This window comes from Shivajiella indica (assembly GCF_042683085.1).
Lineage (GTDB): Bacteria > Bacteroidota > Bacteroidia > Cytophagales > Cyclobacteriaceae > Shivajiella > Shivajiella indica.
Genome location: NZ_JBHUIV010000018.1, coordinates 1 through 20,800, shown reverse-complemented (window position 1 = coordinate 20,800; position 20,800 = coordinate 1). Strand labels below are relative to the sequence as shown.

Sequence of the window (20,800 nt, the reverse complement as noted above, 5' to 3'; positions counted from 1 at the left end):
ACCCAAATTTACCTCAAAAGATACATTTTTCCATAGCCCTGCTTAAATGCCTTATCCCCGGCAGTTGCCCTAGGTTCTACAAAGGCTCCGTTTTTTCTGACCAGAACTCTATAAATATAAACACCATTTGCTAATAGGTCCCCAAATTCATCCCTTCCATCCCAGGCATATTCGGTGATATTATTTCCGATGCGTATCGGCCCTAACTCATCTTGTAGAATTTCCCTTACAACTCTCCCTGTGACGGTCATGATCTGTATTTTGATCTGATCAGGCACTTCTGAACCTGTTACTGTAAATACAAACCTTACACTGGTACTAAAAGGATTAGGGTATGGATAGAAGTTCGTTATAGAAGCTTCATTGATGACCTCAAAATTAATTTCGTAGGGCTTATCTACCCCAAGCTCTTCGGTAACTATTCTAAAGGTATACATTCCATCCTCTAAAGGACCAGGGCGAAGTTCAACCTTGTAACTGCTGTTTTCTGTAGCTTCAGACCAGGTAATTTTCGGGCTTGAAAAACTCATCCGCTCAAAAAGACAGCCCTCACATTGTTTTTTGAGGAATAGCTCAATGCCCAAAGTGTCCTTTTTTAGAATCAGAGATTTTTCATTTTTTAGCACTGAAGTTATCATCACCGTAGGAGAAACGATGTCCCCATCCATGATATAAACCCCATCGAAATTTACATCCAAAATCGCTGAGGTATTATCAGGATTGACCACATAATAAACCCCCAGATCCAGCTGGTTATTTCTGAAGGTCTGCTCCATGATAATCCTTGGGTTGGCAAATACTTCAACCTGAATATTCCCACCCCTACCCACAGAATTGAACGGAATTGAAAACTCATGAGACTCTCCGATTTTGACTGCTGGGATCTTTTTAGAAAAAGTCTCAAATACCCTTTTGGTGGTATTATTAAATTTCCATTGCACTACAATAGAATCCAGGAAATCAAATTTGGAAATATTTGTAAATTCAAAATTCAGGACTGACTCCTGACCTTCCTGAAGATTGACCTGACTTTCTTTGTTTTTGAAAATTAAAACCCCTTCCGGTACTCCCGAATAATTTACCTGCCATTTATCCAATTGGGCCGGAGCAGTGGATTCCTGGTCTTCCATCGTATAACGTAACCTGACGAAAGGAAATTGGGAAGGACTAATATTACTTAAATCTATCTGGGATTCCTTAAATGCAGATATGAGCAACTGTTCTTCTCCATTTTCTTTTACCCCAAATAGATCAAAATGAGTGAGATCTTCATTAATCCAATCTCTATTTTTGACATGATTAAAAAACTGCTTCCATTCTGAAGCGGGGCCAATTCTAGGAGTAACAATAGAGGCAGAGGTAAAATAACCTTCCAATTTCGTTTCGAAATCAATAACCTGTTGGTTACTTCCAAGTTCAGGATCACTTTTTGCGACCACTTCAATTGATTCACCAGGATTCATTCCTTTTCTTCCAAAAAGTATATAGGGGTCTCCGTTTTTGAGGTTGCGGAGAACCGCTTCATTTGCCCCAAGTTCCTTCAATTTTGCTATTGTTGCATCAGACCACTGCTCAAAAGTTACATTTCCAATGGAGAAAATGACAACATAATCCCCCTCCTTCACTCCGTTTACATAGTCTTCTATACCAAAACCCGGACGCTCAATCCATGCATTTCTGATATTTTGTATGATCTGTGGAACTTTGCCGCAACTTCTTCCATCCAAAATGTCAAAACCTGGTACTGGAATAGCCAAATAAGGGGTTAGTGACCTTTGTTCGAAGGCTACCAAACCCAATGAGCCATTTGGACATAATCTGGCACTGCCATCCACAAAATTATCAATGATTTGAGGAACACCATCCAGAATAAACTGGGTATTTCTAAATGTGAGGCTGTCTGCCTGATTTCCGAAGGTAAACACTTCAATATCCAAGGAAGTATCCGGGTATTTCCATATTCTTTGCACTGGATCAATCTCCAGATTATTAAGTTGATTGCTTTCCAATTGGGGCAACACTCTTTGTGTCCAGCCTTCAGGACCCTCTTGGATATAACTGAAGCTGCTATTGGTCCAATCATTACTTTCACCCTCCCTCGGCTCCAAAAATCTTGTTCTCCAGAAAAAGGTCACTGAATCCCTCTGTGGGACATTTTGGAAAAGATCCAATGTCCAATTGGCCAAATTTGCGGTAGTCACCCTTAATTCCCGTCTCCTTGCTGAAGAAAAATTTGCCTCCGTGTCAATCTGGAACACCAAAGTTCTGGGTTCCACAGATTTCCCTGGAATTTGAGTTATCAATTCAACCTCCCTTTCATTTACTATTCCAAAATTAAAAGGCAAAACATTCAGTGTTCCACTCAAAGGAATGAACATGGAAACGGTCACTGCATTGTTAGCATAGTTCATCTCAGGGATATTTCTTGAAGGATTGATCTCTATGGTAAAAAAGTTTTCTCCAAAAGAGGCAATTCCTGAATTCAGTACTGAAAAATCTATGGTATCTCTCCTGTAAACAGGGGCAATGGTCAGATTGGGATAAGTAATATTGGTACCATCAGGTAATCTTCTACTGACCTTAAACTCCACGGAATCCAAATCCACTCGGCCAAGATTCCTTAACACAAAGGACAATTTGAGGGAATCCGCTAAAGCATTAAAGACATCTCCTTCAAAGGCATCTAAACTAACATCCGATTCCCTTACTGCATAGTCGGCCTTATCTGCCGGAAACAATCTGGCAGCAGGATCGCCCAACAAAACCAATTGTTCTGCATGGGAACGGTTGACAATGGATGTCCCATACCTCAAGAAAAATAGTTTTTCCGCTTCCCTTCGTACCAAACCAACAGGTTGGTATATCATGGATGAATCTGCAAATGCCTTTGAATAAAAGGATTCGGAAAACCGCCTCAAATAAATATCAACTCCAATATTCGCATGAGCTAAAAAATTGGAGGCTCCTTTTGAAGGAGTCAAAATCCAATCCTCTCCGAAAGTATACACACTGCCGAATGAATTTCCGGCATCACAGCCATTCATCAAAATGAATGGGTATTTACCACTATTATTATATCCCATGGCTGGATCAGAAGCCAATCCGATTTCAATATCAATTACAGTGGGCCCTGCATGACCAAAAAAGGTCATGAGACTTATCCCCTCGTTAACATCACCTGAGACATCGATAAGCTCTACAACTGAATTTGACCTTTTTCTGTAAGTCTTTACATTTCCTCCTAAAAATGGCCCTTCGGCTATATTTTTGAACCCATTCAAAAAATTATAAAATCTATTTAATTCAAAAGCCGTAATTCCCCCACTTAGATGTAGGATTTCCTTTTGCCAATCTTCTGTTGCGCCCAAAGCATCCTTTTCTTTGGCTTTTTCCAGATAATTGGTCACATCCTGAGGACTTCTTGCAGGTATCCTTCCAATACCCAATGCAGGAACAAATGGATTTTGGAGATCAAGTCCTATAGCATAATTATTATCTGCATAAGGATATCCGGCTGGAGGAATCAGATCCTGGAAAGTAAAAACTGAAGGATTTTTCCGATAAAAATGGGTAACGTTGGAAACCCTTGTGGTAGAGTACATGCCAAGTGCCCTTCCTATTAAAAACAGATACTCAGGTTTGTGACGGGGATAGTAAAGCTTCAGAAACTCATATATTGCCAATGGAGTCTTTTCACCAAAGGAAAACTGGTCATATAACTCGTCAATATTTACCACCAAAGTGTCATAAGCTCCACCCTCCGCTGAAGCCCTGTATTCAGCATAGGCCTTAACTGGGTCTGGATGAATAGTGCTTTGCCTTCTTAAATTTCTATGGGATACAATGAGGTAATCAGCTGCCTGATCCAAAATATTCCTAAATCGAACCTGTCTGATTTCATTTACTTCCCTAACATTTAACCTGTTCTCCAACCAAACCTTACTGGAATCCAAACTCACCCCCGCTTGCAAACGGATCTGATTATTTGTCTTGACAACAGGTATTTTTATAGGATTGTTTGGATCTGAAATCTCATATGCCACATAGTTGGAGAGCATATTTTCAAGCTGAAGAACTGATTCCCCTTGTCCTAAAATAATGGTTTCTGCATCCAATTCCCCATTTTCTACTTTTTTAGGATAGGTAATACGCACATAGGAAATGGATATATTGTCAGTTCCTTCGGGACCTAAGGAAGCAACCCGAATATTTAGGCTTCCATCTGGATTAAAATCAGTGGACTCAAAACTGATTTCCTGATTGAGTACTTCAAAATTGGCATATTCAAATCTTCCAACTTCCCTCAATGTTCCTACTGTCGGGCCTACTGATATAGCAGTAATATGTGGGTTTTCAGACCTTCCTGTCAATCCGATTTCCAGTTTTGCATCACCAATTCCTATTTCTCCCAATGCAGAAAATGAAATAGTCCTTGGATTAGGCTTGGTAACAGGAGCACTCATCCAACCTTGGCCTTCTTCATATACCGCCAGTCTGACACCGGGAAAGTAACTCCTTCCAAGATTGTATTGATCAGAGAAAACAATCATTCTTTCCGTATTGTAGGTATCTACCAACGGCGAAGCGGCTGGAGCCTGTCTTTGTGTCATCCTCTTTCCTGGAATACCTTGGGTTATGGTAAGAAAAAATGCAGTTGTATCATTATGGTGGTTATACATGATATTACCTACATGATCAGGATTATTGAAAAGCTTGAAATCCAAAGTTGCGTCATTCCTTTTTCCAAAAAAGTCAATAAAATCATTGGTGTCAAATCTTCCATCCTGCTCCCCTTGAATATAAATTGCCACTTCTTCTCCTCTATGGTATAATCTGATATTTCTTGGATCAAGGGTATTCGGATTAATTCCGGCTGAAGAAAGAGAAGCAAATGTAATCCTGTGAATCCCATCTTCCACAGTAGGGATTTTATAATACGGCCTGGTATAATCAATCCATCCGGTTTGTGCCTTAGCAAAATCCGAAAGCATAAAAATTAAAACCAATATGAAAATCCTTCTGCCCATTTAATCTTCCCAACCTTTATTTATTCTAAACTTAGTATCATTTTCTTTAAGACTCACCTTAACACTGATGACATGAGAGTAAGGTGTTTGCGACACCCCTCCAATATCCGTAAGTGCATAATCAATATTGAATTTTTCATTGAAAAAAACTCCCACACCGAAACTAGGTTTCCAGGCCATGTAATAGGTATTGTCAAAATCCTTGATTTTTTGAACATTACTGCCACCGGCACGGAAAAATACAAGATTTTTATAAGCTGCTTCTATTCCAAGCCTAGGATCAAAACTTACCAAATTTGTTCTGATTATTGTATTTCTTTTTCCATCAAATGTGAAATCAAGATCCAACACGCCCTGGACTTTGATATCTTCCGAAATAACCACGTCTCTTGTAACACTAAAAATGGCTCTTGGCAAGGTCAATTCAATGGAATTTACGGGAATCACATTGTTTGTCTGGGCATAAATGTCTCTTACCATTTCAGCATTATGAAACCAAGCATTGAAGGTACTCGTCACATCCCTTAACATAAACCCGAGTCTCCATTGTTCCAATAAAAAGATTCCTCCAAAATCCAGCCCAAAACCCCAGGCCTGAGCAAACTTTCCTACATTCCTATGAATGATTTTCGCATTTCCTCCAAATTTAAAAATATCACTCACATCCCTGGCATAGGATAATAGAAGTGCATAATCAGCAGCATTGAAAAACTGTATATTGTTATAATTCAACGTTCCATTGGCGTCATATAAAAAACGGGTATCGGGAATATCATCTACGCCAAAACGGATAAGGGACACCCCGACCTGATTGTCCGCATCTATACTTGTACTATAACCTAGATAATCAAACTTGGCTATCCCCGCAAAATATTCTGCATGCATCAAAGAAAATTCATGTTGATGTTTGATGCCCAGTAAACCAGCTGGGTTCCAATAAGCTGCAGTGACATCTTTTACTGAAGATACCTGTGCGCCTCCCATTGCCAAAGCTCTTGCCCCTATTCCAATATTCATAAATTCATTGGAATATTTTGGAGCAATAGTCTGAGCGCTAAGTGTGAAACTTAGTATAAAAAATAAAATTGAAATGAAAACCCTGAAAATGAACATGTACTATGCGTATTTCACCAATGCAAAGTAAAAATAAATACTTAAGTAGTAAGCGATTTTTAAAAAAATTAAAGGTGGACAACCTTGTAATTTGTGTACATTTCCGTACATAATTATGTCCATTCAAGTCACATCTTTGCTTTCCAAAAATAGAAATTGTAGGTTGAGCCTAAAAAAATTCAGTTTGGCCCTAAAAGTTAAAAAACAGCCTAATTTTAAAAATTTTAAGGATTTTCCCATATTGAAAGAGTTCAAAAGCCTCTTTTTATAGCAAGCATATAGGCAATACAAGGTAGCTTTTTTCACTTTGGTACAATTTTTCTTTATTTCTGGCATGAGACCATGTATGAATCCCGATGATTGGTCCTGGTTAGAAATTTAAAAAATATAGACATATGAATGCTTCAAACACCCAAATTCAAATGCGGAAAGGCCTCCTGGAATTCTGCATTTTGCATATCATATCCCGAGGGGAAGTTTATGCCTCGGATATGATAGAGGAACTCACAGAGGCAAAGATGATAGTTGTGGAAGGAACACTCTATCCTTTACTTCAAAGGCTGAAAAATGCTTCTTTGGTCACTTATAAATGGGTAGAGTCTGAATCCGGACCGCCAAGAAAATACTACTCAATCACTGAGGATGGCAGAAAATTTCTTGAAACCCTCAATGAAACCTGGGAATCATTGGTTCATTCAACCCAATTAATCACCTCAAAGCAATAAAAACATGAAAAAGACCATAAGTATAAATATAAGCGGTATCCTTTTTCACATTGAAGAGGATGGATATGCTACCCTGAAAAAGTACCTGGAAACCATCAACAGGCACTTTTCCCACTATCAGGATAATCAGGAAATAATCTCTGATATTGAAAACCGCATAGCGGAAATCTTTTTAAGTTACCTGAAAAACAACAAACAGGTCATCACTGCTGAAAATGTCAACAGTTTGATTGAAAAGATGGGTACAATAGCAGATTTCAAAGCAGAAGAGGAAGAAAATGAACCTATAAAGGATAAAGAAGAAAATCAGGAAAATGATTTCTACAAATATATCACTCCTCCAGGCCAGGAATCCAAAGGATATAAAAAACTGACTAGACTTGAGAACAGAAAAATATTGGGTGGGGTCTGTGCCGGTTTGGCCCATTATCTAGCGATTGATCCATTATGGACGAGATTAGTGGCCTTATTGCTGCTTTTCAGTGGTAAATTGAACTTTGGCAAGCCTGCCTGGGATTTCTTACCATGGAATTTCTCTTTCTCTTTGGGAATCTGGGCGCTATTAGCCTACATCGTGCTGTGGGTAATTTTGCCTGTTTCTTATGATGAACCTGAAGACAAAAACATTAAAAAACTTTACAGAAATCCTGATGACAGAACATTAGGCGGGGTTGCCAGCGGTTTGGCTGCTTATTTCAATATTGAAGTTATCTGGGTAAGACTACTATTCATAGGATTGATTTTTGCCGGAGGTGCAGGATTTGTGATTTATTTGATTTTGTGGATCATTACACCCCAAGCAAAATCAATTACCGAGAGGATTCAAATGAAAGGTGGGGCCATTACTTTGGATAATATTGAGACGACCATTAAGGAAAATATGAACCCTATACCTCCACAAGAGGAAAGTCAGGCAAGAAAGATACTGCTAGCTCCTTTCAGATTTCTAGGAAAAGTAATCAATGGATTGGGAGAAGCCTTAGGTCCATTCGGGATGTTTATCCTTGCTGTCATCAGGGTTTTCTTCGGGCTGATAGTTTCAATCATCGGGATGGCGATTACTATTGCCCCAATTATACTACTTGGAGTCTATTTCGAAATTTTTCCGGTAGGTGATTCAGGAATTGTTCTGGACAATATCCCTGCCGAATGGATAAGTGATATTCTACCTATTTGGCTAGCCATTGCTGTTGGGGTTGTTATCCTGATACCGGGCTTGATTATTCTCCTGTTGGGAATAAGTGTTATCATCAAAAGAAGTATCATTGAAGGAAGATTTGGTCTTATTGCCCTAGGCGTATGGTTACTAAGCATCGGGGTAGTTGGATTTCAGTTACCAAAGGTTATTTCACAATTTAAATCAGAAGCCATCCACACTACTGAAGATACCGTCAATTTATCAGAGGGGATTGTAGTTTTAAAATCAGAACAGAACCAAGGAGACCAAGGAATCTTTGATTTGGTAAATTTGCAACTGGTAGGGACAGATGGGAAGGAAATGGTATTGGTTCAGGACTTCAAATCCAAAGGAAAAGGGTATGAAGACGCATTAAATAATGCCAGTAAAGTTACTTACAATTATATAGTAGCTGACACCATCATCACCTTTGACCGTAGCCTTGACCTAAGCCAATTGGACAAATTTAGAGGTCAAAACCTAAGTCTAACCCTGGAAATCCCTTATGATAAAGCATTTGTTCTCGATAAGTCAATTTTACCCATCATCCGGAACACTTTGAACAAAAATGGTTATAAAAGCAGGGATGTAAGCTCAAGAAATTATTGGGTATTCAATGAAGATGGCCTCCTCTGTCTTACCTGTAGTCAAAATGATGAACTCTCGGAAGCAGATAGTTTATCAAAAGCAAAGTTTACTGATGCTTTCTTTATGAAATAATTTAAAGAGAACGCTTAAAATAGGAAAAGGCTGAACAGATAATTGTTCAGCCTTTTTGATTTTCCTACAGTCCAAAAATCAAGCAGAAGGAAATAATTCAAATTAGAAATTAAATTCCAACATCTACTTATTTACTTATCTTGCATTTCCGTTAATTAATAAACCCAAAACATAATGCAAGTAAAAGTAAAATTTTTAGGAGGAGCCAAAACCGTGACTGGCTCAAGATATCTTTTGGAGTTTGACCATAAGAAAATTTTGGTGGATTGTGGCCTTTTTCAGGGTCTGAAAGAATACAGGTTAAGAAATTGGGATAAATTCCCTATTGATCCTTCAGATATAGATTTGGTTATTTTGACCCATGCGCACATTGACCATAGCGGTTATTTACCAAAATTGGTCAAAGAAGGGTTCAGCGGACCAATTTATTGCACCTTTCCAACCGAAGAGCTGGTCAGGATTTTATTATTGGATGCAGGAAAACTACAGGAAGAAGAAGCAGCCTACGCCCAGAAAAAAGGTTATTCCAGGCATGAGAAACCTTTACCTTTATATACTATAGAAGATGCTGAAAAAGTATTCCCTTTATTGTATCCTGTTGATTTAGAGCAGGAAAACCATATAAATGAACAACTTTCTTTTACATTTTATAATGCAGGCCATATCCTGGGTGCAGCAATTGTAAAAATTAAAGTCAGAAGTGAAAATCAGGAAAAGAAACTTATCTTTTCCGGAGACTTGGGAAGGTATCATGACCCCATACTCCACGCCCCTTCAAGAATACCATTCGCAGATATCCTTTTTATGGAATCCACTTATGGTAACAGGGTTCAGACCCATCAAAAACCGGTTGAGGATTTAGGTTTGGCCATAAGAGAAACTTACAGAAATGGTGGTGTTTCGGTTATTCCGGCCTTCGCCGTAGGTAGGACTCAAATGATACTTTATTATCTCAACTTGTTGCAACAAAAAGGGAAAATTCCTGACATTCCCATTTATGTCGACAGTCCTATGGCCATTGATGTCACAAAGCTGTATAAGAAATTCCCCCAGTACCACCGGTTAGGGCCAGTACTTGAAGAGGAAGGTGCAAATCCCTTTGTGAATAGAAATCTTCACTATTATCAAACCCAAGAAGCGTCCATGTCCCTTAACGCCATCAAAGGTGATGCTATCATTATTTCTGCCAGTGGAATGGCCACCGGAGGAAGGATACTGCATCATCTTTACAACAGATTACCCAATGAAAACGATAGTATCATTTTCGTCGGATACCAGGCAGAAGGAACGAGGGGACGTAGAATTCTGGATGGAGAACCGACTTCCAGAATGTATGGGATCGATGTACCCGTAAAAGCCAAGACCTATTACATAGAAGGATTGTCAGCCCATGCGGACCAGGATGAACTAATTGAATGGGCGGAGGGATTTACTTCAAGACCCAAGAAGATCTTCCTGATCCATGGCGAAAAGCTAGCGGCAGAAGGATTGGCCAACAGGCTTAAAGAAGAATTAAACTGGAACCCTATAATCCCGGAATATCTGGAAAGTTTTGTACTATTTGACGGCATATAAACACTTACAGCTATCAGAAAAACTGAATTCCCTGACCCTATTTCTTTATCTTAAGTTTGCTTAGCTTTGCCAAGCTCAATTTGGAATAAGGAGCCTAAATAAATACCATTCCGCATATGTACATGAAATCACTGATAGAAAAAAGATATAGCTTATCTATTAAAACGACTTTTCCAATTTTACTTGCCTACCTTATCAGCAGTTGCGGTGTTTTAGGACCAAAACCATCACTATTGGTGATTTCTGGAGATTTAAGCCCAAAAAATTCTGAACTTACTTTGGAAGAACTAAGTCGATGGAATCAATTAGACCTGATACAGGATACGATACCGGGAATGAGTGTGGACAGAGCTTACAAAGAAATCATACGGAGGAAAAAAGGGAAACCGATAATTGTGGCGGTCCTGGACTCAGGAATAGACCTTCTTCACGAAGATATCAGCAATGTTTTATGGAAAAATAAAGGTGAGGTACCCGGTAACAACGAGGATGATGATAATAATGGCTATATCGATGACATTCACGGTTACAATTTTTTAGGTGACGCCTATTATGAACAGTGGGAATATGCAAGGATTTTAAGGCTGGGGATTGGGGATGAAAATTACCAGGCAAAAGCAAAAAGAAAATTTGATTCAGAATTTGAAGAGGCCATGCAGAATATCTACCAAATGCAAGGTATGGCAGGGATGATAAATGAAGCGGATTCAGCTGTCAGAAAAGAATTAGGGAAAAACACCTACACCATTGAAGATTTGGAAAGCCTCCCCTATGAAAACGAGGACCTCAACCAAAAAGCAGCATTATTGATGCAGATTTTAAGCATTTCTGATGGCCTTGATGAATTAAAGGGATTTATTGATGATGGGGTTTCCTATTATTCTGAACAATTAAAGTACAATCTTAATCTTGAATTTGATGGCAGAAAAGTGGTCGGGGATGACCCATATGATCTTGATGATAAGGGCTATGGAAATGGTAATCCACAAAGCCAATTAAAAGATGAAAGCCACGGAACCCATGTGGCAGGGATAATTGCTGCTGAAAGGGGAAATAAACTTGGAATCAATGGAGTGGCCAATCATGTTGAAATCATGGGTATCAGGGCTGTACCTGATGGTGATGAATACGATAAGGACATTGCCTGGGGAATTAGGTATGCCGTGGACAATGGGGCAAAAATCATCAATGCCAGCTTTGGCAAGTCATTTTCCCCAAATCCTGAATGGGTATACGATGCTATCAAATATGCCGAATCTAAAGATGTACTTATTGTATTGGCAGCAGGAAATGATGGGCTTAATCTGGATGATCCTGAAAATCCAAATTTCCCCAATGACCATAAATTCCAAATCGGGAAAAAGTTTGTTGATAATGTGATAACAGTAGGTGCCTTAACTCCCTTCTTTGGGACTGATATGATTGCTACCTATTCCAATTATGGAGCCAAAACTGTAGATATATTTGCTCCCGGAGAGCAAGTATATTCTACTATGCCTGAAAATGAATATGAATTTCAGGGAGGTACTTCCATGGCTGCCCCTGCCGTGGCAGGAATTGCGGCGTTAATCAGATCTTATTATCCTGGATTGAGTGCTTCTCAGGTTAAAAAAATAATCATGGAATCAGGTTTAGCTCCAAAGCTTAAGGTTTCAATCGGAGAAGAGGGAATGAAGGAACTGAGCTTGGCCGACCTCTGCATATCAGGGAAAATCGCCAATGCATATAACGCCATGCTTTTGGCAAAACAGGTCCATAAAGGTAAAGTTTCCATGTGACTTTACCCCTTTAAAGCATCCCATAAAATCTCGACCGGGTGTTTGGCTTTTTTGCCGGTACCATCCCAGATCTGATGACGACAGGAAGTGCCCGGCGCTGCTATGTCGATGGATTCCTTAGAATTACGAACAGCTGGGAACAAAACCATTTCCCCTATCTGCATACTCAATTCATAATGTTCAGCCTCATAGCCAAAGGAGCCGGCCATTCCGCAACAACCTGAAGGAATGATTTCCACTGTATAATGCCTGGGCAAGGAAAGCACTTTTTGTGTCCACGTCAAAGAAGAAAGGGCCTTTTGATGGCAATGTCCATGTAATTTGATATGTTTGGAATCCTGGGTAAAGGATTCCGGAGTAATGTTTCCTGCTGCAATTTCCCTTCCTAAAAATTCATCAATCAACAATGTATGGGATTTGATTTTTTTTGCGTCTTCTAGGTATTCTTTTCTTACCAATCTTGGGTACTCATCCCTGAAACTCAAAATTGCTGAAGGTTCTATTCCCACCAATGGGGTATTTCCGCTTACTTTATCCCTGAATGTCTTCACATTGGCCTCAGCATGATTTCTGGCCTTTTCCAGTAATCCTTTGGATATTGCAGACCGGCCACTTTCTTCATGATCTACCACCTTCACCTCATATCCCAATTTTCTGAGAAGTTTTATGGCAGTAATTCCTATCTCTGTGTCATTATAGTTGGTGAATTCATCCACAAAAAGGTAAATGGTTTTGATTATGGGTGTTGTAAAAGGAAACTTTGATTCATTTTTCCGGAACCAGGATCTCAGATCGACTTTACTAATTTCAGGAAGGTTTCTTTTTGGAGCAACACCCAAAATTGACTTCATCAATCCTGAGGTCATAGGATTCCTTAAGGAAAAATTGGAAATCCCGGGAAGTATAGCCCCCAGTTTATTTAAATCGTTAATATAGGCAAATGCCTTTGACCGCAATGGAACCCCGTTTGATTTTTGGTACTGGTACAAAAATTCAGCTTTCATGGATGCCATGTCCACATTGGAGGGACATTCTGCGGTACAACCTTTACAGGATAAACAAAGGTCCAATGCGTCTTTGATTTCAAGATGATCAAAGGCATTCGGCTTCTTATCCTTTGTCAAAAATTCCCTTAATGTGTTTGCCCTTCCCCTGGTAGTATCTTTTTCATTTCTTGTGGCCTGGTAACTTGGACACATGGTTCCCCCTGACAATGGTAATTTGCGGCAATCTCCTGATCCATTACACTTTTCTGCCATCCTTAACATCCCCCCCACTTCAGAAAAATCCAGTAAGGTTTCCTGCTCGGGTGTCTTCATATCCGCCTCATACCTTAGCGAAGTGTTCATTGGAGCAGTATCCACAATTTTTCCGGGATTAAAAATATTGTCAGGATCCCAAGTATATTTGATCCGTCTGAAAAGTTGGTAGTTCTCTTCCCCAACCATCAAGGGAATAAATGGTGCACGAACCCGGCCATCCCCGTGTTCTCCACTTAAGGAACCATTATATTTTTTGACTAACCTGGCAACATCAAGGGAAATATTGTAAAACTCTTGCTGATCTGCTTTCTTTTTCAGATCCAAGATAGGTCTTAAGTGGATCTCCCCAGCTCCGGCATGGGCATAATGTACCGGTTCCTGACCATATCCCTCCATCATTTTGTCAAATTCATCAATATAATCTGCCAAATCTTCAATATCCACTGCCGTATCTTCAATGCATGCTACTGCTTTTCTGTCACCTGGAATATTGGCCAAAAGTCCCAATCCAGCGCTTCGAAGAGCCCAGGCGGACTTCGTCTTGTCAGGACCGATGACGGGATAGGCATAGCCCAGACCGGCATTTTTCAAATCTGCAATCAGCTTGTCTCCTTTCTCCCTAGCCTCCTCCTCTGTTTTTCCCGTGAATTCTATCATCAAAAGTGCCATAGGATCACCCTCAACAAAATACCTGTTTTTGCTGTATTCCAAGCTCTGTTTGGTGCAGTCTAAAATAATTTTATCCATCAATTCCACTGCTGTAGCGGGATGTTTCATCGCTACCTGGGCTGCCTTCATGCTTTGATGAATGGACTCAAAATGGGCTGCCACAACAATCTCCACTGGATCCGGTAAAGGATCTAAAGAAATTTTAATCTCGGTTGTAAAGGCCAGAGTGCCTTCCGATCCAGCCAATAATTTGCAGAAATTGAAATGGTCCGAACCCTCGGAAAAAATTGCAGAATCCATTAAAGCATCTACTGCATAACCTGTATTTCTCCTATGAATAGACTTCTTAGGGAAATTTTCAACAATTTTTTTTTGAATGGAAGGATTGGAAAGCTCAGTCCTGATTTGTCTGTAGATTGTACCTTCCAGAGAACCTGAGAGGCATTTATTTTCAAATTCTTCCTTAGAAATACTTCCAAAAACAGTTTTAGACCCATCACTCAATAAGGCTTTTAGTTCTAGGACCTTGTCTCTGGTCGTACCGTAAACAATGGAAGTGGTTCCAGATGAGTTATTACCCACCATACCACCAATCATCGCCCTATTGGCAGTGGAAGTGATAGGGCTAAAAAACAGACCATGGGACTTTAAAAAATGATTTAACTCATCCCTCACTACCCCAGGCTGCACCCTAACCCATCTTTCTTCCTTATTGAATTCAATTATTTTAGTAAAGTATCTGGAAACATCCACCACTATCCCATTTCCAACACATTGACCGGCCAATGAAGTGCCTGCTGTTCTCGGAATCAAAGAGGTTTTATTTTCCCTAGCAAAAAAAATGAGCTTTTGGATATCAGCTTCTGTTTTTGGGAAAGCCACGGCCAAGGGCATTTCACGATACACCGAGGCATCTGTAGCATATAAGGTCTTAGTCAGGGAATCGAATTTAATCTCCCCTTCCAACCGGGAAGCTAAATTCTCCAATAAAGGCAATAGGTTAGGTTTAATTAAAGTCATACGACAAAAATAAGCATAAGAAATAAGCTACATATATGCTTCTCAAAATAAATCAAAGAACTTCAACTACCTGTGTCATTTTATAACAATCGGATCAAATGCCTGATTACATTGACAACTTTTCAAAAGATCAATAAATACATTAAAAATTTGTCAAAAATTCCAACAGAATTATCTATTGAAAAAACAATTCAATCCAAAACAAGAGAGGGCTTATCTGGAAATTGACTTGGTAAATTTTGGTTTGTAATAGGATTTTATTACTTTAGGAATATGGCAGGAGGAACATCAGGGTTCAATATGATCCAATCCACTAAGGACAACAGAAGTATCATTTCCAAAAGGATGGGAATGAGGGACAACCCTTATGGCAAAAATATCCCAACAATCGAAAGCAGGAATTCAGATCAGTATGATGAATTGATCAATGAGCGATTTGAGAGGAAAGAACAGCAATATCAATCCAATAAGATCGTATTGATGTTTTTCGCATTGTTGGTCTTACTTTCTATTTCTCTATTTTTTATTTAAAATTAATACAAAGCCAAAACAGATTTCTATCCACCCTAAATGGTTTTTTGAATAGTACTCATTTTATTTGTCCTTTATTTGACAAAAAATCAGATTTCAAGATAATGTTTTTCTACCTTTCCCAATTCCTGAGTTTTCTGGTCATGCCTTTGACTCTGATAATCATTTTGCTTATTGCAGGTTTTTTTTGGAGCAATAAAGCAAATGGAAGAAAAATCATACTCACAGGAATAATCTTTCTTTTGATTTTTTCAAATCAGTTTTTCTCCAATTGGGCCATGAATCAATGGGAACCTGGATTCAAGGCTTTTTCCCAGTTACCTAAATATGAAGTAGGAATAGTCCTTACAGGGGTGACCAACCTGAGTAAAACTGTTTATGACCGGACTTTTTTTAATAAAGGCGCAGACCGGGCTACCCAAGCTGTCCAACTTTATAAAATGGGCATAATCAAAAAAATCCTAATTTCCGGTGGACAGGGACTAAACCCAAGCAACCCCAATACAGAAGCTGAATTATTACGTGATTTCATGCTTATCGCAGGAGTAGACCAAAAAGACATTTTGATTGAAAAACAGGCTAAAAACACGTATCAAAACGCAGTGCTGAGTAAAGAAACTTTAACTGAACATGACTATTCATCCGGTCAAAAACATTTGCTTATTACCTCAGCGTTTCATATGAAAAGAGCAAAAGGCTGTTTTGACAAAGTGGGTTTAAATACCGATACTTTCCCCGTGGATTATTATTCCGAAGATACCAAATTTGATATACCCACCCTACTTTACCCAGATCCCCAAGCCATGCTTCTTTGGCACAAACTTTTTAAAGAATGGATTGGAATAGTTACTTATAAATTGGCAGGGTATATTTAATTTCTCACCATAATCTACAACTAGGTCTTCGTGACTGCTTTCTTTGGAATTCACATTTATTATCGCCAGCGAATCCATGCTTTCTTTGATTCCATTTTGAGCGCTGTCTCTGGAAACGGGCAAGCAAAAATTACCCTGGGTTTCGATCGTGCCTCCCTTTACCCAGGGCTACCCATAGGCCACCCCTACAGGGTGGTTCCATCCATATTTCAAATAAAATCTCTTGAAATGTAAGAGTGAAATTTCCAGGTTTCTAACCACGACACTTGGCCGTGGTGGAACAATGACAACTTCAAAACTCCTCACTATCCACTCTACAATTTCTTCCCCGCTTTTGCCTTTTTACTTTTGCCTTGGCTCTTAATATCCTCCCCTACAGCCTGGCCCCTCGCTAAATTAATCCACTGGATTAATTTTTAACGCTCGGTCCTGAAATCCACCCTTCGAACTCCGATATTTAAAACTTACTATAAAATGCCTCCTTGATTTTTACCAAGTAGTGGATTTCAATTTAGGAAATGCCCTTATAATATCAGACAAACTGATCTGTCCAACCAATTTCCCATCTCTCATCACCGGAAACCTTCTGATTTTTAATTCTAAAAATTTTTGAGCCGCATCAAATAAGGACATATCCGGTGACAAAGTAATCACATTTTGTGTCATATGCTCAGACACGGATCCGGGAAAACTAGGTGTATTTGAATATTTCCCCTTTATAATCTCTTTGAGACAATCTACTTCTGAAATAATTCCAACCAACTCCCCTGACTTATCAACAACAGGTGCACCGGAAATTTTTCTTTTTGTCAGCATTTCCAATACATGATCAATGGAATCTTCAGGTTGAAAAGTGACCAAATTGGTGCTCATATGATCCTTTACTAAAATGGGATTTGCTGCTTTTTTGGGTTCTACCACCCTTACGCCTTGAAAACTTTTAACCATGATTTTTTAGATTTATCGTGAACTGAATAATTTACTGTAAAAAAATATTATTTCAAAATGATATTCTTGAAACAACTTATTTAACCCATAAAAAAATTTACTTGGCTTCAATTATAAAAAAACAAAATTCAAAAAAATCAAAATTTACTTTTTTCCAACCAAAAATGATATCTTCTTATCCAGTAGAATAAGCAACACTGTCTTAAACTTACAACAGTCTAAGAAAGCATCCAATATACCTTTTCTAACATGGTCATCTTAAATGATGATCAAAAAAAGATATGTAAATTGATGCCATGAAGAAATCATTATGTTTTTCACAATATGATTAAAAGGGCAATCCTTTTATTAATGATTGTATAGTTCCAAACAAAGGTCCTTTTATGGGTACAAAATATGGTGAATTTTATGATGGATGATGGCCTGAACCAAGCTCAATTCATTGCTCTTAAAAATTCTATCACCATCCTTTCATCAATGGTCAATACCTGTTTGAAAGCATTAGGGTCATTGGACAAAGAAACGTTTGGATGAAAATACATACTTTCAGTAGGCCTGAAGGTTTTGCAACTGGCATGGATTTCCCTGAGCTTACCCGTACTTTTCAGTTGGGGAATATGGCCGGACTTAAGTCCTCCTCCTGGAATAATGATAATCCTTTCCCCTGCCAATTCTAAATAATTCAAAATATTGTTCAGACCTAAGTCCACTGAATTTTCACCACCTGAAGTCAATATTCTTTTAAACCCACAATCAATGATATCTTCCAGAGCCTGATCTTTGGATTTACAGATATCAAATGCCCGGTGAAATGTACAGGGTAATCCACCTGCCTGATTGACCAAACTTTCGCAGGCAGCTTTATCCACATCACCTTTTTTATCCAAAACACCAAAAACAAACCCATCCGCACCCAAAGATTTCAATATCCCAATATCACGGCGCATTACTTCCAGCTCCTCTAGAGTATATACAAAATCACCCCCTCTAGGTCGGATCATTACATATATGGGAATTGAAATCTTTTCCTTTAAAAAAGAAAGGTTACCGGCAGAAGGTGTCTCCCCTCCTTCTCCAAAGTCTGAGCATAATTCCAGCCTGTGGATGCCAAATTCTGCTGCTTTTATTGCAGCTTCGACAGTAAATACAGGAGCTTCTATAACCATTTGTTCCATTACATTTTGTAGCCAGCAGTTAACAAATCCTTTCCACCATTGTAGTGCCTTGCATAGGTAAATCCCTTTTGAACTGCAAATGCACCATACTCTCCCTCTTTATTGATAGCAAGAAAACCAGCCTGAATATCCTTAATGTCTTTGGCGTTTTTGGCAATCAATCTCCTCACAGCTTCTTCACAGGCCTCCTGTGGACTCCTGCCCTGACGCATCAGTTCCACAATGAGAAAACTACCACAGATCCTGATGATGGATTCACCCAACCCGGTCGCTGTGGCGGCCCCCACCTCATCATCTACATAAAGTCCTGCACCAATAATCGGGCTGTCTCCAACCCTGCCATGCATTTTAAATGCCAAGCCGGAAGTAGTACAGGAACCCGCCAGTTTCCCATCTGGCCCTAAGGCTATCATCCCAATGGTATCATGATTCTCAATATTGATGATCGGTTTATATTTGGATTCCACTTTCCAATCCTGATACATTTCATTGGCTTTTGGACTAAGGACTTCTTCCTCCATTTTAAAACCCTGAGCAATAGCAAACTGACGTGCACCCTCCCCGGCCAACATCACATGGGGCGTTTCTTCCATAACCTTCCTTGCCAAAGAAATGGGATGCTTTACCTGCCTGACAAATGCCACCGATCCACAGGAACCATCTCCTTTCATGATCGATGCATCCAAGGTCGGAATGCCTTCCCTATCTGGCAAACCCTGCAATCCCACTGAAAGATTATCCATATCCAATTCGGTCACTTTCACTCCCTCTTCTACTGCAGAAACAAGATCACCTGTCTGCATAAGAACCTCCCAAGCCTTATCATTTGCCGGCATCCCATGATCCCAAGTGGAAAGTATAAGTGGTTTCAACTTTTCTCTTTCTGCTTCTTTTGGCGCTTGGGCACAGGCTTCCAAGATCCCACTTGGAAAAAGCAGGGAGGTTGAAATAAGTGTCTTTTTAATAAAGGATCTCCGATCAGACATGGTATTTTTTTTGAATGAAACATGAAATTTAACAGGAATAAAGATTCAAAAAAAATCGCATATTTATATTTGACTTTAATGATTATTTTGAAGAAGTCATTCTTTAAAGCAAAAGGAGATTGTAGATTTATGATTTTAGATTTTGGATTTTGGATTGCAGTTTCGATTTTGAGTTTTGGAATTTGGGGCTTGGATTTTGGATTTTTGGATTTGGTAATCGGGTAAGTCAATATTACCTTGTAAAACACAAAAAGATTAAAAAAATGAGACCTTATATTTTAGCTGAAAATAATTGGAAAAACTTAAAAGATGAACGCTTCGAATTGGCAGTACTTCCATGGGGAGCAACTGAGGCCCATAATTACCACATGCCATATGGAACAGACATATTTGAGGCTGATTCGGTTTCAGCCGGGGCAGGTAAGATTGCATGGGAAAATGGGGCAAAAGTCATTGTTCTACCTACTATCCCATTTGGGGTTAACACAGGTCAAAGTGACATCTATCTGGATATCAACATGAATCCAAGTACCCAATTTGCCATCTTGAAAGATATCTTGACGGTTTTGGATAGACAGGGAATAAAAAAATTCCTGATCGTCAACAGCCATGGAGGAAATGACTTCAAAACGATGTTAAGGGAATTAGGCTTACATTTTCCAGAGATGCTGTTGATGACCTGCAACTGGTACCAATCCTTGGATAAAACATTGTACTTTGAAGAGGAAGGGGATCACGCTGATGAAATGGAAACGAGTCTGATCATGTATTTACATCCGAATCTGGTGCTGCCCTTGGAGGAAGCTGGTGATGGAAAAGAGAAAAAATCCACTATCCCCGGTTTGAGGGAAAAATGGGCCTGGGCAGAAAGAAAATGGTCACAGGTCACTGAAGATACAGGAATAGGAAATCCGAAAAAATCCAATTCCGAAAAAGGCAAACGGTATTTTGAGGATGTCTGCAAAAAAGTGGGCCAATTAATGATAGATATCTGCAAAGCAGATCTGAAGCACCTTTATCATTAAATAAGAAATTTCCTTAAAAGATTGGAGCATTGATTCTTGAAATCAATGCTCACAAAAAATTCAACAAATCTCCTGACTTCGACAGTCGTCAGTCCCATTTGATTATAAGTAATTGATATTTAATATTTTGTAATTTTCGGGTTGCTGATTTGGGTGTCCCAGATATGTTTTTTATTATTTTTAGACATGTTTGT

At 39.1% G+C, this 20,800-nt stretch carries 13 protein-coding genes; 7 read left to right on the top strand and 6 right to left on the bottom strand.

Annotated features, from left to right (window positions below):
* Positions 1-8 precede the first annotated feature (8 nt).
* Both porU2 and ACFSKV_RS12815 read right to left on the bottom strand, forming a co-directional pair.
* Entirely contained in the window at positions 9-5,027 is a 5,019-nt protein-coding gene (porU2, locus tag ACFSKV_RS12820) for a putative type IX secretion system sortase PorU2 (protein ID WP_465270320.1), read from the bottom strand.
* Entirely contained in the window at positions 5,028-6,140 is a 1,113-nt protein-coding gene (locus ACFSKV_RS12815; RefSeq protein WP_380803367.1) for a putative type IX sorting system protein PorV2, read from the bottom strand.
* Between the two features lie 395 nt (positions 6,141-6,535).
* Between ACFSKV_RS12815 and ACFSKV_RS12810 the strand changes: the two genes are divergently transcribed.
* The 4 genes from ACFSKV_RS12810 to ACFSKV_RS12795 all read left to right on the top strand — a co-directional run bounded on the left by ACFSKV_RS12810 (position 6,536) and on the right by ACFSKV_RS12795 (position 12,115).
* Positions 6,536-6,865, top strand: coding sequence for a PadR family transcriptional regulator (locus ACFSKV_RS12810; protein ID WP_380803366.1), 330 nt, complete (start codon positions 6,536-6,538; stop codon positions 6,863-6,865).
* A 4-nt stretch (positions 6,866-6,869) separates the two neighbouring features.
* Positions 6,870-8,762 (top strand): PspC domain-containing protein, encoded by a 1,893-nt coding sequence (locus tag ACFSKV_RS12805; protein WP_380803364.1) that lies wholly within the window; start codon positions 6,870-6,872, stop codon positions 8,760-8,762.
* 174 nt (positions 8,763-8,936) lie between these two features.
* Positions 8,937-10,337 (top strand): MBL fold metallo-hydrolase RNA specificity domain-containing protein, encoded by a 1,401-nt coding sequence (locus tag ACFSKV_RS12800; RefSeq protein WP_380803362.1) that lies wholly within the window; start codon positions 8,937-8,939, stop codon positions 10,335-10,337.
* 122 nt (positions 10,338-10,459) lie between these two features.
* The gene (locus ACFSKV_RS12795) at positions 10,460-12,115 is read left to right on the top strand and encodes a S8 family peptidase (protein ID WP_380803360.1); all 1,656 of its coding nucleotides are present in this window, start codon (positions 10,460-10,462) and stop codon (positions 12,113-12,115) included.
* A gap of 2 nt (positions 12,116-12,117) precedes the next feature.
* Here the strand turns inward: ACFSKV_RS12795 and ACFSKV_RS12790 are convergent, their stop codons facing one another.
* Positions 12,118-15,066 carry an FAD-binding and (Fe-S)-binding domain-containing protein gene (locus ACFSKV_RS12790; protein ID WP_380803358.1) on the bottom strand — a complete coding sequence of 983 codons (2,949 nt, stop codon included), beginning with the start codon at positions 15,064-15,066 and terminating at the stop codon, positions 12,118-12,120.
* 273 nt (positions 15,067-15,339) lie between these two features.
* On the opposite strand from ACFSKV_RS12790, the gene ACFSKV_RS12785 reads away from it, so the two are divergent.
* The gene (locus tag ACFSKV_RS12785) at positions 15,340-15,597 is read left to right on the top strand and encodes a hypothetical protein (RefSeq protein ID WP_380803356.1); all 258 of its coding nucleotides are present in this window, start codon (positions 15,340-15,342) and stop codon (positions 15,595-15,597) included.
* A 104-nt stretch (positions 15,598-15,701) separates the two neighbouring features.
* A complete protein-coding gene (locus ACFSKV_RS12780; RefSeq protein ID WP_380803354.1) occupies positions 15,702-16,472 on the top strand; it encodes a YdcF family protein in 771 nt (256 codons plus the stop codon).
* 489 nt (positions 16,473-16,961) lie between these two features.
* Here the strand turns inward: ACFSKV_RS12780 and ACFSKV_RS12775 are convergent, their stop codons facing one another.
* The 3 genes from ACFSKV_RS12775 to ACFSKV_RS12765 form a co-directional block, all read right to left on the bottom strand.
* The gene (locus tag ACFSKV_RS12775; protein ID WP_380803352.1) at positions 16,962-17,420 is read right to left on the bottom strand and encodes a CBS domain-containing protein; all 459 of its coding nucleotides are present in this window, start codon (positions 17,418-17,420) and stop codon (positions 16,962-16,964) included.
* 434 nt (positions 17,421-17,854) lie between these two features.
* A complete protein-coding gene (locus ACFSKV_RS12770) occupies positions 17,855-18,595 on the bottom strand; it encodes a copper homeostasis protein CutC (protein WP_380803350.1) in 741 nt (246 codons plus the stop codon).
* Positions 18,595-19,581: a glycosylasparaginase gene (locus tag ACFSKV_RS12765; RefSeq protein WP_380803348.1), complete on the bottom strand. Its 987-nt coding sequence runs from the start codon at positions 19,579-19,581 to the stop codon at positions 18,595-18,597. Before ACFSKV_RS12765 ends, ACFSKV_RS12770 begins: the two co-directional genes overlap by 1 nt.
* A 263-nt stretch (positions 19,582-19,844) precedes the next feature.
* Here ACFSKV_RS12765 and ACFSKV_RS12760 point away from each other — a divergent pair, with 263 nt between their 5' ends.
* Positions 19,845-20,606: a creatininase family protein gene (locus ACFSKV_RS12760; RefSeq protein ID WP_380803346.1), complete on the top strand. Its 762-nt coding sequence runs from the start codon at positions 19,845-19,847 to the stop codon at positions 20,604-20,606.
* The last annotated feature ends 194 nt before the right edge of the window (positions 20,607-20,800 follow it).

Bases quoted from the DNA above. Each gene is read 5' to 3' on its own strand.
- ACFSKV_RS12810 (WP_380803366.1), top strand. From the start codon at position 6,536: ATGAATGCTTCAAACACCCAAATTCAAATGCGGAAAGGCCTCCTGGAA.
- ACFSKV_RS12760 (WP_380803346.1), top strand. From the start codon at position 19,845: ATGAGACCTTATATTTTAGCTGAAAATAATTGGAAAAACTTAAAAGAT.
- ACFSKV_RS12800 (WP_380803362.1), top strand. From the start codon at position 8,937: ATGCAAGTAAAAGTAAAATTTTTAGGAGGAGCCAAAACCGTGACTGGC.
- ACFSKV_RS12770 (WP_380803350.1), bottom strand. From the start codon at position 18,595: ATGGAACAAATGGTTATAGAAGCTCCTGTATTTACTGTCGAAGCTGCA.
- ACFSKV_RS12815 (WP_380803367.1), bottom strand. From the start codon at position 6,140: ATGTTCATTTTCAGGGTTTTCATTTCAATTTTATTTTTTATACTAAGT.
- ACFSKV_RS12775 (WP_380803352.1), bottom strand. From the start codon at position 17,420: ATGGTTAAAAGTTTTCAAGGCGTAAGGGTGGTAGAACCCAAAAAAGCA.
- ACFSKV_RS12780 (WP_380803354.1), top strand. From the start codon at position 15,702: ATGTTTTTCTACCTTTCCCAATTCCTGAGTTTTCTGGTCATGCCTTTG.
- ACFSKV_RS12765 (WP_380803348.1), bottom strand. From the start codon at position 19,581: ATGTCTGATCGGAGATCCTTTATTAAAAAGACACTTATTTCAACCTCC.
- ACFSKV_RS12805 (WP_380803364.1), top strand. From the start codon at position 6,870: ATGAAAAAGACCATAAGTATAAATATAAGCGGTATCCTTTTTCACATT.
- porU2 (WP_465270320.1), bottom strand. From the start codon at position 5,027: ATGGGCAGAAGGATTTTCATATTGGTTTTAATTTTTATGCTTTCGGAT.
- ACFSKV_RS12795 (WP_380803360.1), top strand. From the start codon at position 10,460: ATGAAATCACTGATAGAAAAAAGATATAGCTTATCTATTAAAACGACT.
- ACFSKV_RS12790 (WP_380803358.1), bottom strand. From the start codon at position 15,066: ATGACTTTAATTAAACCTAACCTATTGCCTTTATTGGAGAATTTAGCT.
- ACFSKV_RS12785 (WP_380803356.1), top strand. From the start codon at position 15,340: ATGGCAGGAGGAACATCAGGGTTCAATATGATCCAATCCACTAAGGAC.